Raw genomic sequence first — 12,218 nt, forward strand, 5'->3', positions numbered from 1 at the left:
AGGGACTTCCCCGGTCAGCCATGGTGGTGTTGCGACTTGAACCATTCCAGCACTTCCATAATCACATTGGCCTGTTCTGCTTCAAGCACTGATGCCTCGCGCGGATCGACATCCTTCACTTCCCAAAAGACATCGAAGTCGGTGGAGGATTCCGAGTGATTTGTCGGCTCTTTGCTAGCTGCACTCATGGAGCAAAGAACCGTTTCGCAAGGGGCATCAGATGCCTGCGATCGCGGTCATGCGCTGCTTTCACTAGATGCATCAGCCTGGTGATCGAATGAGCTGTGTGAAATGTCCAGCGCGACAATGGACCGCAATCACGAGGAAGGAAAATAGGCCCACTTCGGGGCACCGTCAAGCCAGTGACTGTCGTGATTGGATTGACTGGTATGTCAGATGGTGGGTGGGTCGGTACTGCCTTTGTTCGGCCTGGTGTCATCGGCTCTTCCTGAACACCAGGACGTCTTCGTGGGCGCGGACGATGCCGAGTTTCCCGGCTTCGACTTGCCTGCGGACGTTGCCGAGGTGGAAGAGCGTTACGTGCGGGTACAGGGTCTGGTCGGCCTCGTCCCAGCGGGCTAGGAGCGCGGCGTGCCGGTCGGTGTAGGCGAACCCGGCGTCCTCGGCGGCGGCGATCACGACGGCCGGGAAGTCGACCAGTTCGCCTTTGTCGGTGTACGGGCGGGCGGTGATGACCATGTGTCCGCCCCGGCGCAGGACGGTGTGGCAGCCGCCGAAGATCGAGGCCAGTCCGGTGCGGAGCCGCTTCTGCGAGGACCCGCGCGCGAGTTGGCCCGGGTGCGGTTTCCCGGTGGCGTACCGGTGGGCGCGCCGCACGATCTTCCCGCCGGTCTTGCGCGCGGTTTCGGGCAGGCCGTGCACTGCGGGCCCGTAGGGCGGGCTGGTGACCACCAGGTCGACGGGGAGTCCGCCGGGCTGGTCGGCGAGCGTCGCGGCAAGATTTCTGGCGTCCGCGCAGAACACTGTGCCGTCCGTACCCGGGTGCGTTCGTCGGGCTCTGGCCAGGTTCGCTCTGGCGACGTCGACCCATTCGGCTTCGCAGTCCACTCCGAGCGCGTGCCGCCTGGCCCGGACGGCTTCGATCAGGACCGTCCCGATCCCGCACATCGGGTCCAGCACTGCCTCCCCCGGAGAGGAGTAATGCTCGATCATGCTCTGGGCGATGCGGGGCCACATCTTCGCCGGGTGCACTGCCCCGGCCTGGTCGTAGAGGCCGTCGCGCTGGCGGCGTGGTTGCACCTGCCCGGTCGCCCAGATCGAGAGCTCACTTCTAGCCACGGCGACCACCGACTTCGGCCGGGCGCATCTTGCGCCAGATGACGATGTCGAAGTGCCGCGACGAGGCCGGGCAGGCGGCGGGGCCCGCACGTCGGGCTTCGGCGGCGAGGACGGCCGCGTCGAACACGGCGGCCGGTGCGGCGACCACGTGGCCGGCGAACGCGAGCCCGAGCAGCTCGGGCGTTTCCTCGTCGCTGCCGTCGGTGTCGGTCCGGGGGCGTGAGAGCCGGGCCAGACGGGCCTGTTCGGCCACGCCTTGTCCGATCACCGCCAGGTGCCCGCCTGAGCGCAGCGCGTTCGCCGCGGCGGCGAGGGCGCCGGTGCAGGTGAGGAGCCAGGCCGAGGCGATGACGAGGCCGCTCTGGCGTGCGACGGCCGCGAGCCGGGTACCGAGGCTGTGATCGCCGACCGGCTGGATGCGGACCAGGCCCTGCTTCGCGGCGGGCAGGCCGGCGAGTGCGCTGGCGGACGCGGCCTGGTCGCGGGTGAGGACGAGGGCGTGGCGGGCCGCCTTCGGAATCGCTTCCCAGCCGGGCACGTCCACGGTGATGATCGGGCCGCGCGCGGGTTTGAGCTCGGCGAGGAGCCCGGCGGTGAGGACGGCAGCGTCGGGGACCTGCCAGACGCTGAGCGGCACGTCCAGCGTGCCGTGGCGGCTGGCGGGCCGCCCGTGGTGGTTGCGGTGTTCGGTCAACGTGACGTCTCACCGGGCATTGACGAATCCAGGCTCTACTGGGTAAGAACATCGGGTAGTCGGCACTGGCGAGGCCGGTAGTCGTTGGTAATCGCCCGCTTCCGCGGGGGCCCAGAGGCGGGCCGGGATGTGGGAGAGTGAGCGGATGGCTGAAGCGCTGGTTTCGACGGTCCGGCGATTCCCCGCGCCGGTCGTGGTCGCTCTGCTGTGGGCGGCCGTAGCGGTTCTGGCTGGAGATGGGCCCGCGGCAGGGGCCGAGGCGCTCCGCGGGGCTGCGGCCGAAGCCGAACGGATCGCCGGGGAGGCCGGTGTCGTGCTGGCGGTGGCGCTGGTCCCGATCGCGGCCTATCCGGTTGGGCGCGGCTGTCTGGAGGCGCAAGCGTGGGTCCGGGGCTGGTTGCGGGCAACCGGTTCGCGGTGGCTGACGGGCATGGACGGGTTCGCCGACTGGCTGTTGGACCGCGCGACCCCCTCGGCCGGGTCGTGCAGGAGTGCATCGACTACCACACCGCCGCCCCTGGGCTCTTCCCTCGGCTTGGATTCCGCCACCCCGAGTACTACGAGTTGAGCGACGCCGACCGTAGCGGACTTGAGTGGGCGTTGCGCGGGGATGTGTTGTGGGTGGTCGAGGTCGAGGCGGCCGGGAGCCCGGAGACAAGTGGGGCGCGGCGGCGACGGCGCGGCCGGTACCTCACTGCAGTGGCCCTGCCCTTCGCCGCTCTCGTCGCGACCGTGATGGCCTCGGCGGGGACAGACTGGCTCCTGGGCGCGGTCATCGGCGTCGTCGTATGGCAGTGGCTGTACGCCATCGGCGTCGGAGACCAGTATCAGGGGCTGCGCGCGGTGCTGTTGGCCGCCAGCCGGGGAACGCTGCCACTGGAGCAGACTGCCGCATTCGGGAGGCGAACCTTCGGCCCGCCGCCGGAAGGTTACGACCCATACTCGCATGGCATGCCGACTGGTGCGGCACCGCTCGAGCGGACACGGTGACCGGTGCCCGCCCGGTCGCAGTTACTGCTTGACGTGCGCGCAGGTGCGCCCGATGCCAATGCCGACCGTGTCGATAGCGACGATTCTCACGGCGATCTAGTACTCCAGTTGGAGTTCGCCTCGTGAGCTGCGGTGGGGCTGCACCGGGACGAGGAACTGCCGACTTTGACGAGGTACCAGGGTTCGCGGCGGAGGCAGGAAAGTTGAGGAACCTGTCGATGATCATTATCCTCAGTTCTCCTTCGATCACCATGCCGTGTCGCGCGTTGCGCGTCGCGCATCACCGTGAGTCGGGCGTTCGGAATTCGCTTGGCGAGGGCTCGGGCGTGTTCGACCGAGGCGAGAGGGCGTCGCCGTGGAGCACCAGCGTCCGGGCGGTGATACGCGACAGATATTCGAGTGCGTCGTGGCGGCGACTCGCCTGGAAATGACGGGCGCGGGCGACCGGGTCACCTCCCATCACAAGCAGCTCGCCGGCTTGTTCGGGCTCAAGGCGACCCGAAAGGTGAGCAGCGGTCCGATGCGGTCTAGGTCGCCTGGACGAAGCGTGGCATCGGCGGCCGCCGCGTCGCGCTTCGGGCAGTGCATGTCGCCCGCCGAGTTGACGGCGAGCACCAGCCTCCCAACGCGCTCGGGGTGATCGATGCGAGCTGTTGCGCTACCGGTCCAGCCATGGAGTGGCCCACTTGGCCCGCCCGTTCCATGCCGGCGGCATCGAGCACGTGGACGACGTCATCCGCGAATCTCTTGGTTGAGAACCGGTCCGCTGCGACACTCCCGTTTACCCCGACGCTTCGATGGTCGAACATGACGAGTCGGCGCCCTTGCCCGAGCCGTACGGCGGCGAGCCGCCAAGAGGTGTGGTCGACCGCCTGTCCCGCGATCAGGAGCACGGCGGGCCTGCTCCTGAATTCGAATAGGCGATCGGCGTCCCATCGGCTGCTTGGGCGATTTCCTGCACGTGCCACAGTCTCCCGTGCCTGGAGTCGTGCGATCGCGGCTCCCGTCTGCGGTGGGTTGGAGTACATCGGGCACTGCCCGCTCCGTCCGATCGCGGCCACGTCGACGCTGGTTTCATGGAGTGTGGCGAGGCCGCTCAAGTGGCGGTTCTGGTCGTCGTGTGCGAACTGCGGTGGAAGCGGCGGCGCGAGGAGAAAGTCAGCCTCTGTCCGGTTGGCGTCGGGTCAGGAGTCCGGTCTTGGCCCATGGGCTGGTGCGGGGTGTCGCAAGGATGAACCGGCGGCGGGGCGGATGGGATGCGAGCGGCCGCCATGCCATCCCCGCATCCGCTGCGATGCTGCCCTGGCCTCGCAGTCCTACCAGGTTCTCGCTGCTGCGCAGATGGTGGCAGTACAGCGCCTGGCTGTGGGCGTCGACGATGCGCAGTTGCGGCGTCCACCCGTGGCCGGCGAGGTGGGCCAGGGTCTCTTCGGCGAAGCGGGCGTTGGCCTTGGAGGGGAACCACAGGAGCTCCTGGTCGGCGAGGTCGGTCCAGGACAGGGCGGCGCGTTCGACCAGCGGGTGGTTGGGGTGCAGCACCACACCCTGCGGTTCGTCGGCCAGAGTCATCTCGGCGAGGTCGTCGCTGGGGTGGAAGACGCGTATCACGGCGAAGGCCAGGGCGCCGGTTCGCAACCGGTCGAGGTGCCGCTGGGAGTCGTCCTCCTCGAATGAAACGTCGAGCGACCCGTCTCGAGTGAGGATCCGCTCGACGCGGGTCAGCAGGTGCTCCGGCACCGATCGGCAGACCCCCACGCGGACCAGGCGGCGCGCGTCGCGGGCTTGCACCAGCGACGACTCGATCTCGGCCAGGGCGCGGGTGGCGCTCGCGTACAGGATCCGGCCGCCCTCGGTCAGCTCCATCCCTTTGGGCCTGCGACGGAACAGCGGGGCGCCGACCCTCCGTTCCAGGGTGCTGATCTGCTGGCTAAGGCTCGGCTGCGCGATCCGCAGCACCCGCGCGGCTTCGGTCATCGTGCCTTCCTCGGCGACGGCGACGAAGTAGCGGAGATGGCGAAGTTCGACACCTTGGTGGTCGTGCATGTCCGCTCCTTGCTCTCGCGATAGGGCCGAGCCTATGTCGCGGCCCCGCGAAGCTATTGGCGTGGAGCGGATCTTGTGTGTTCACCTTGGGTCGAACCACTGATCCGCCGCAGCGGCATCGTGCATCTTCGAGAGGAAACGACCATGTACCAGTTCGCCGTCAGCTTCACCGTCCCCGCCGAGCATCGGGAGGACTTCATCGCCGCTGCCCTGGAGGACGCCCGCGGCTCACTGGCCGACGAGCCGGGGTGCCTGCGGTTCGAAGTCGTTGCCGACTCCGAAGACCCGTCGCTGATCCACCTGGTCGAGGCGTACCGGGACAAAGCGGCCGTGGACGACCACGTCGCAGGCGAACATTTCCAGCGGTTCATCAAGGCCGTCTCCGCATACGCTGAGGGCCCGGTGTCGCGCTTCACCGGGACGCGCGTGGAAGCCTCGGCCCAGTCGTGAGCAGTCACTATGACGTCGTCGTCCTCGGTGCCGGACCCGGCGGCTACACCGCGGCTGTCCGCGCGAGGCAACTGGGACTGCGCACCGCGATCGTCGAAGCCAAATACTGGGGCGGGGTCTGTCTGAACGTCGGATGCATCCCCTCCAAGGCCCTGCTGCACAACGCCGAACTGGCCCACACCATCACCAAGGAAGCCGACCTGTTCGGCATCCGCTCCGAGAGCCCCATCAGTCTCGACTACGGCGCGGCGTTGCAGCGCAGCCGCAACGTCGCCGACAGCAAGACCAAGGGCGTCCACTACCTGATGCGCAAGAACGGCATCACCGAATACGACGGCTGGGGCACCTTCGCCGACGACCGCACCCTGCACGTCGCGCTGTCGGATGGCGGTTCGGAGACGATCACCTTTGACCACTGCGTCATCGCCACCGGCGCGACGACCCGGCTGCTGCCCGGCACCAAGCGCAGCGATCGCGTCGTCACCTACGAGGAGCAGATCCTCGCCGAGGACCTGCCCGGAAGCGTCGTCATCGTCGGCGGCGGGGCGATCGGTGTCGAGTTCGCCTACCTGCTGCGCGCCTACGGCGTGGAGGTGACCATCGTCGAGTACCTGGACCGCGTGGTGCCGACCGAGGAAGCCGAGGTGTCCGCCGAACTCGCCAAGCAGTACCGAAGACTCGGCATCAACCTCCTGACCTCGACCCGGGTCGACTCCATTGACGACTCCGAAGGCCCGGCGGGCGTGCGAGTCACGATCACCCGCAATGGCGGCACCGAAGTACTGGTGGCTGACAAGGTGCTCCAAGCGATCGGGTTCACGCCCCGCGTCGAAGGCTACGGTCTGGAGAACACGGGGATCAAACTGACCGATACAGGCGCGATCGCAGTGGACGACCGCGGCCGCACCAGCGTGCCGCACCTCTTCGCCGTCGGCGACGTCACCGCCAAGCTGATGCTGGCCCACGCCGCCGAAGCGATGGCCATGGTCGCCGTCGAAACCATCGCCGGAGCCCAGACCCAGAAGGTCGACTTCTCGATGATTCCCCGGGCCACCTACTGCCGGCCCCAGATCGCTTCCTTCGGCTACACCGAGGCCCAAGCCCGAGCGGCGGGATTCGACATCACCGTCTCACGGTTCCCGTTCACCGCCAACGGCAAGGCACCCGGTCTCGGCAGGGCGTCGGGCTTCGTCAAGCTGATCAGCGACAACGCGCACGGTGAACTGCTAGGTGCCCACCTGATCGGGCCGGAGGTCACCGAACTCCTGCCGGAGCTGACGCTGGCGCGGATGTGGGATCTCACGGCGCATGAGATCGCCCGCAACATCCACGCGCACCCAACACTCGGGGAGGCAGTCAAAGAAGCAGTGCACGGCCTCGTCGGGCCGATGATCAACCTCTGAGAGCCGAGGGGGCAATCCATGACAACAGCAATGGACGCAGCACCATGCCCGAGGTGACGATCGTCGACGCGTGCGTGCGGCAAGGCCGGGGAGGCAGTCCGACAGCGGTCCTCAACGACGCGGCGTACACCGCCGCCGAACGACGCCGCATCCCCGCTGCGGCTGGCACTTCGCATGCCGTCTTCATCTCGGCGGGCGAGGATCGGGCGCGGCCGTCGTATCGGCTCCGGTTCTTCACCAGCGAAGGCGAGCTGCCCGCCTGCGGCCACGGCACCGTCGCCGCACTCGCGCTGCTCGCCCAGCGGCACGGCGGCGCTGACTACCAGGCGGCACTGCACACCACAACCCGCACCTTCGAAGGCTGGGCGAAGCGGGAACAAGCCCGCCTGATGGCCACGTTTGACCCGGGTCCCATCAAACTGCGCGACGTCAAGGAATTCGAACTGCAAGCGATCGCAACCAGCCTCCACCTGACTGACGGAACCCTCGCTGGCGGAGCCTGTGTGGCCTCACCCGGCCGACCGCGGCTTCTGCTGCCCGTGCGATCGCGCACCGCGCTGGCCGAGCTCCGCCCGGACTTCGCCGCACTGCGCCAAGCCTGTGACCGCTACGGCCTGCTGGGCTGCTACGCGTACTCGCTCCCGAACCGGGACGGCAAGGCGGCAGCCCGGATGTTCGCCCCTTCCATCGGCGTCCCCGAGGATGTCGCCAACGCCAACAGCACCGCATGTCTGGCCGCGCGTCTCGCAGATCAGGGCGTCACCAGTATCGCGATCGACATGGGCGATCGCATTGGCAGACCGTCCAGGATCACCGCCGAAGCGCGACGCAGCGCGTCCGGCGTCCTGGTCCGTCTGGGCGGCGCCGCGAGAGTCGCACGTGTCATCCGCCTTCCCTAGCGCGGAGCAAGTGGTGACCGAGCGAAGAGGCGACCCGTCCGATCGGCGCGTAGCGCTGGTCCGCCATACCGAAGCCAGCGCGTCATCAGTCCCAGCAGAGCACGACAACCAGGATCGAGAAGAGGCGAAGCAGTGAAAGACTCTGGCGCACGGCCGCTTGTCCCCTCCCTGATGTTCATCGCCCTGGTCGTGGCGGCAGTCGGCAGCCTTGGGGCGCCGCTGATCACCAGTGTGGCAACGACGTTCCACGTCTCATTGGACAGCGCACAGTGGACGATGACGATCGCGCTGCTCAGCGGTGCCGTCGTCACGCCCGTCCTCGGCCGCCTCGGATCCGGTCCTCACCGACGAGCCGCGATTCTTATCACGCTGGCGGTCGTCGTCGCCGGAAGCGCGCTCACCGTCCTGCCGCTGCCGTTCGCGTGGTTGTTGGTCGGTCGGGCGGCCCAGGGCATCGGGCTCGGCCTGACGGCGCTGATGATGGGCGTGGCCCGCGACCATCTCCCTGAGGGGCGCAGCGAGCCCACGATCGCCCTGATCTCAGTGGTCTCGATCATCGGTGTCGGTGTCGGCTACCCGCTCGCCGGGCTGCTCACCGAGTTCGGCGGGGTGCGGGTCGCCTACGGACTCGGCCTGCTCGTCACCGCCATCGCCTTCCTAGCAGCGTGGCGCTCCATACCCGAAGCCCCAGACGGCCGCTCCGCTCGCGTGGACGTTGCAGGTGCGCTCGTCCTGGCCGGTGCACTGTTCCTCCTCCTGTACCTCACGAGCCAGAAGAGCCTATGGAGCCATCACCGCACTGCGGCAGTGATCCTCGCGGCCCTCGCCGCGCTCCTGCTCTGCGTCTGGACCGTCTCTGAACTGCGCAGCAAGACCCCGCTGGTCGGCCTCCGGGCGGTACGGCACCCGGCGGTCGCCGGGGCGAACATCGCCATGTTCGTCGGCGGGATCGGCATGTACCTCCTGCTCACCCTCATCACGCGGTATGCACAGACACCGCACAGCGTCGGCTACGGCTTCGGGTTGACCACCTTCGTCGCCGGCCTGGTCCTGGTCCCGTTCTCGGTGCTGGGGTTCGTCGCGGGCAAGCTCACGCCGCGGGTCCGCGAACGGATCGAAGCCCCCACACTCCTGGCGATGAGCGCCGCCATCGTAGGCGGAGGCTTCATGCTGTTCGCGGCGGCCCGGTCCAACCTGGCTGAACTACTCGTGGCCATGGGCGTGCTGGGCTTCGGCGTCGGCAGCTTCTCGGCCGCCATGCCCGGCGTCATCCTGGCTGCCACCCCACAGAGCGAGACATCGAGCGCCATGAGCTTCAACTACGTCGTCCGCAGCGTCGGGTACTCCCTGGGCAGCGCCGTAGGCGGCCTGGCCCTGGCAGCGGGCACCGACCCCGGCGACCTCTTCCCGAGCGACGGCGCCTACACCACGGCAGCGCTGGTTGGCATCGTCGCGATGGCCATCACGACGATGACCAGCCTCGCCATTGGCCGCCTACGCCGAGTCAGGGCCGACCGAGCCGATGACCGGCTCGCCAGAGCGACGGCCGAAGCAAGAGCGAAGAAAACAGCCGACGCACGGCACAAGTCGCCCAAGCGCGACGTGATCGGCCCATCAGCCCCGAGTCTTGTCACAGATGCCGCCAGAACAGGCGCCGTCGATGCCGAAGGACGCACTCGCGCCTTCGGCGCCGACAACGGCCTGATCCGCGATCACCGGCACACCTCGACCGATCCAACCGAAAGCTGAGGACCCGCATGCAGTTTCCGCACGCGGCAGCTCGCAACGCCGTGACACTTGCGCTAGCCGAAGATGCAGCCGCTGACGACGTCACCACTCGCTGGAGCGTCGCACCGCGGCAATGGGCGACGGCGGCCATCATCACCCGCCAACCGGGCGTGGCCGCCGGGGTGCCTCTGGCCGCCGAGGTCTACGCCCGCGTCGGCGGCGCAACGCAGATCGACGAATCAGTGCCCGACGGCACTCGACTCGAGGCCGGCGACGTCCTGGCGAGGATCACCGGCCCTGCGCACCAGATCATCACCGGCGAACGAACCGTACTGAACTTCCTCCAGCGCCTGTGCGACATCGCCACACTCACCGATCGGTATGTGGCCGCCGTGCGCCATCTGCCAGTCCGCGTCCTGGACACCCGCAAGACCGCCCCCGGACTTCGCCTGCTGGAAAAGTACGCGGTCGCTGCGGGCGGCGGGCACAACCACCGACTGAACCTCGGCGCCATGGTGCTGCTCAAGGAGAACCACCTCCCGGCCGCGGGCGGCATCAGCGCCGCCATCGACAACGTCCGCAAGAACATGTCGTCCGAGGGCCGGGCCATGGCCATCGAAGTCGAAGTCGCCACGATCCCCCAATTCCGTGAGGCGCTGCAGGCGGAGCCCTCATGGATCATGCTCGACAACATGACCGTGCCGCTCGTGGCCGAGGCCGTCCGCCTGCGACGCGAACTGGCCGCGGTGTGAGGTGGGAAGCCTCAGGCACGACCTTGACGGTCTGCGCGCCGTCGCAGAGACCGGTGTGGAGGCCGTCTCCGTCGGCACGCTGACCCACAGCGCACCAGCCCTGGATCTGAGCATGCTGCTGAGCATCACCCGACCTTGAAACCACCCGCATCGACGATCGCTGCAGTCTCCCCGACGCCAAACCGATGGACGCGCAGGATGCCGGCCCGCGCAAGCTCCGAACCACTCCAGCGACCGCCGCCGGGTGCGATCGATCTCAACTGAACATTCGAAGTCAGATGTCCCCACACCAACACTGGAGGTTCCATGACCAAGGCCTACTGGGTCAGCGTCTACCGCACCATTGCAGACCCCGAGAAGCTGGCCGCCTACGACAACCTGGCCGCTCCGGCCGTCCGAGCCGGGGGCGGGCGGCTCCTCTCCCGAGGCCTTCGGAACGCCACATACGACGCCGGCATCGCCGAGCGCATCGTCCTGATCGAATTCGAAAACTTCGAACAGGCCGTCGCTACACGCGAAAGCGAGGCCTACCAGGAGGCGCTGACCGTCCTCGCCGACGCCGTCGAGCGCGACTTCCACATCATCGAGGGCATCGACTGACAGTCGGCGACCGGCCCGGCGTCCAGCTCGGATCGCCTCAGCCACAACCCGATTTCACCTACCGGGGCGGCGCGGTCACCCCAATGTAACTGACCGCCCCTGGCCGCCAGGAAGGTTAGTGTGCAGGTCGAGAGCTGTGTCGCGACGGTCGAGTCCGGCGCGCCTGAGGTGCTGGCCGATGAGCAGACGCGCCAGGTGAAAACAGCGCTGCCGCGCGACCAAGTCGAGATCCACCCCGCGCTGTTGCAGGCCAGGCGTCAGGCTTGATCGGTCGGCATAGGTCGGCTATGCGGCGAGAATGAGCTGCCGGGCGAAATGCAGCCGCTTCGCGACGGCTTGGTGGCGTCGTCGCCAGGTCGACCAGCGGAGGCGGTGCTCCCAGCTGATGCGTGGCATTGTCGCGCTGACCATGAGGTGGCGGATCTCGTTGCAGGTCAAGGGGATCATGTCCGGCTCAGTTTCGGTGGTCTCGGTGGCGCGGGTGATGGCGAGGAAGGCGTAGGCGAGCATGGCGAGGGTGACCCATCGGTGCCAGGAGGTCCAGGTGCGGACCTGGTGTTCGGCGAGCGCGGTGAGTTCCTTGGCGCCTTGGAAGGTCTCCTCGATTCTCCAGCGCATCCCGGCGACGGTGACCAGCATCTGGAGCGGGACCGGGGCCGGGGTCCAGGTCAGGTAGTAGGCGATCTTGCCGGTCGTTCGGTTGCGGCGGGCCAAGAGACCGGCGTGCCCGCCGCCTTCAGGCTCGAGATCGGCCCAGGCCCAGCCATAGAGCCGCAGTCCTTTCGCGCCGTCTCCGGCCGAACGGTGCTGCCACGCGGCCCCAGGCACCTGGTCGAGCGCCGTCTCCGCGGTGGCCTTGCCGGTGCCGAGCATGACCGGGGTGGTGCGGGCGATGGCCAGGACATAGGACAGTCGCCGCTGCTGGAGGCGCGCCCGCAGGACAGGGTTGATGCCATACGCCTCGTCACCGGTCGCGAAATCCGCGTCCACTCCCGCATCGAGCGCGGCCTCGATCATGCCGGCGGCCAGCTCAGGCTTGGTCGCGAACGCGACTTCCTCGGGAACTCCGGTGCTCTCGCGCCGGCCAGGATCATCGGCCCATACTTTCGGCAGGTAGAGGCGGACGTCGATCGCGGCATGCCCAGCGGGCGTGGCGGGGGCGAGGTAGACGGCCAGCTGGCAGTTCTCGATCCGGCCCGCGGTTCCCGAGTACTGCCGCTGGACACCGACTGTCGCTGTGCCTTTCTTGACATCGCCGGTCTCATCGACTGCGAGGACCCGCAGACCGCTTTCTGCGCCCAGATGCTCGGAAACATAGTCGCGGACCTCGGCCCGGACCTGGGTGATTTTTACGGTCTGG

At 68.1% G+C, this 12,218-nt stretch carries 14 protein-coding genes and 2 pseudogenes; 9 read left to right on the plus strand and 7 right to left on the minus strand.

Annotated features, from left to right (window positions below; translation table 11 throughout):
* Nucleotides 1-14: 14 nt before the first annotated feature.
* From E9998_RS25600 to E9998_RS23635, 3 genes are all read right to left on the minus strand, one after another.
* The gene (locus tag E9998_RS25600) at nt 15-188 is read right to left on the minus strand and encodes a hypothetical protein (RefSeq protein ID WP_158299963.1); all 174 of its coding nucleotides are present in this window, start codon (nt 186-188) and stop codon (nt 15-17) included.
* A gap of 247 nt (nt 189-435) precedes the next feature.
* Nucleotides 436-1,299, minus strand: a complete 864-nt coding sequence (locus tag E9998_RS23630) for a TRM11 family SAM-dependent methyltransferase (protein WP_158299964.1) — start codon at nt 1,297-1,299, stop codon at nt 436-438.
* Nucleotides 1,292-1,993, minus strand: a complete 702-nt coding sequence (locus tag E9998_RS23635) for a hypothetical protein (RefSeq protein WP_136532202.1) — start codon at nt 1,991-1,993, stop codon at nt 1,292-1,294. Before E9998_RS23635 ends, E9998_RS23630 begins: the two co-directional genes overlap by 8 nt.
* Nucleotides 1,994-2,692: 699 nt before the next feature.
* Between E9998_RS23635 and E9998_RS23640 the strand changes: the two genes are divergently transcribed.
* Nucleotides 2,693-2,983, plus strand: a complete 291-nt coding sequence (locus E9998_RS23640) for a hypothetical protein (protein WP_136532203.1) — start codon at nt 2,693-2,695, stop codon at nt 2,981-2,983.
* Between the two features lie 459 nt (nt 2,984-3,442).
* On the opposite strand, the gene E9998_RS25605 is transcribed toward E9998_RS23640, so the two are convergent.
* The 3 genes and pseudogenes from E9998_RS25605 to E9998_RS23645 all read right to left on the minus strand — a co-directional run bounded on the left by E9998_RS25605 (nt 3,443) and on the right by E9998_RS23645 (nt 5,026).
* On the minus strand, nt 3,443-3,598 hold the full coding sequence (locus E9998_RS25605; protein WP_158299965.1) for a hypothetical protein: 156 nt from the start codon (nt 3,596-3,598) through the stop codon (nt 3,443-3,445).
* Between the two features lie 26 nt (nt 3,599-3,624).
* Nucleotides 3,625-4,011: pseudogene (locus E9998_RS27205) on the minus strand (alpha/beta fold hydrolase); the annotation flags it as partial.
* A 130-nt stretch (nt 4,012-4,141) separates the two neighbouring features.
* Nucleotides 4,142-5,026, minus strand: a complete 885-nt coding sequence (locus tag E9998_RS23645) for a LysR family transcriptional regulator (RefSeq protein WP_136532204.1) — start codon at nt 5,024-5,026, stop codon at nt 4,142-4,144.
* A gap of 144 nt (nt 5,027-5,170) precedes the next feature.
* Between E9998_RS23645 and E9998_RS23650 the strand changes: the two genes are divergently transcribed.
* From E9998_RS23650 to E9998_RS25610, 8 genes and pseudogenes are all read left to right on the plus strand, one after another.
* Nucleotides 5,171-5,476 carry a putative quinol monooxygenase gene (locus E9998_RS23650; protein ID WP_136532205.1) on the plus strand — a complete coding sequence of 102 codons (306 nt, stop codon included), beginning with the start codon at nt 5,171-5,173 and terminating at the stop codon, nt 5,474-5,476.
* Entirely contained in the window at nt 5,473-6,879 is a 1,407-nt protein-coding gene (lpdA, locus tag E9998_RS23655; protein WP_136532206.1) for a dihydrolipoyl dehydrogenase, read from the plus strand. The genes E9998_RS23650 and lpdA overlap by 4 nt, the downstream gene beginning before the upstream one ends.
* 44 nt (nt 6,880-6,923) lie before the next feature.
* Nucleotides 6,924-7,778 carry a PhzF family phenazine biosynthesis protein gene (locus tag E9998_RS23660; RefSeq protein WP_136532207.1) on the plus strand — a complete coding sequence of 285 codons (855 nt, stop codon included), beginning with the start codon at nt 6,924-6,926 and terminating at the stop codon, nt 7,776-7,778.
* A gap of 171 nt (nt 7,779-7,949) precedes the next feature.
* Nucleotides 7,950-9,278 (plus strand): annotated as a pseudogene (locus tag E9998_RS23665) (MFS transporter); the annotation flags it as partial.
* A gap of 257 nt (nt 9,279-9,535) precedes the next feature.
* Nucleotides 9,536-10,258 (plus strand): carboxylating nicotinate-nucleotide diphosphorylase, encoded by a 723-nt coding sequence (gene nadC / locus E9998_RS23670; RefSeq protein ID WP_136532208.1) that lies wholly within the window; start codon nt 9,536-9,538, stop codon nt 10,256-10,258.
* Between the two features lie 55 nt (nt 10,259-10,313).
* Nucleotides 10,314-10,397 (plus strand): hypothetical protein, encoded by an 84-nt coding sequence (locus tag E9998_RS27210; protein WP_420842463.1) that lies wholly within the window; start codon nt 10,314-10,316, stop codon nt 10,395-10,397.
* A 167-nt stretch (nt 10,398-10,564) separates the two neighbouring features.
* On the plus strand, nt 10,565-10,858 hold the full coding sequence (locus E9998_RS23680) for a DUF1330 domain-containing protein (RefSeq protein ID WP_136532210.1): 294 nt from the start codon (nt 10,565-10,567) through the stop codon (nt 10,856-10,858).
* 120 nt (nt 10,859-10,978) lie between these two features.
* Nucleotides 10,979-11,125, plus strand: coding sequence for a hypothetical protein (locus tag E9998_RS25610; protein ID WP_158299966.1), 147 nt, complete (start codon nt 10,979-10,981; stop codon nt 11,123-11,125).
* An 18-nt stretch (nt 11,126-11,143) separates the two neighbouring features.
* Here E9998_RS25610 and E9998_RS23685 read toward each other — a convergent pair.
* On the minus strand, nt 11,144-12,218 hold a 1,075-nt coding region (locus E9998_RS23685; protein ID WP_136532211.1), incomplete at its 5' end, for an IS701 family transposase.

The sequence above is a fragment of the Glycomyces paridis genome (genome assembly GCF_004912155.1).
GTDB classification, from domain to species: Bacteria; Actinomycetota; Actinomycetes; order Mycobacteriales; family Micromonosporaceae; genus Glycomyces; species Glycomyces paridis.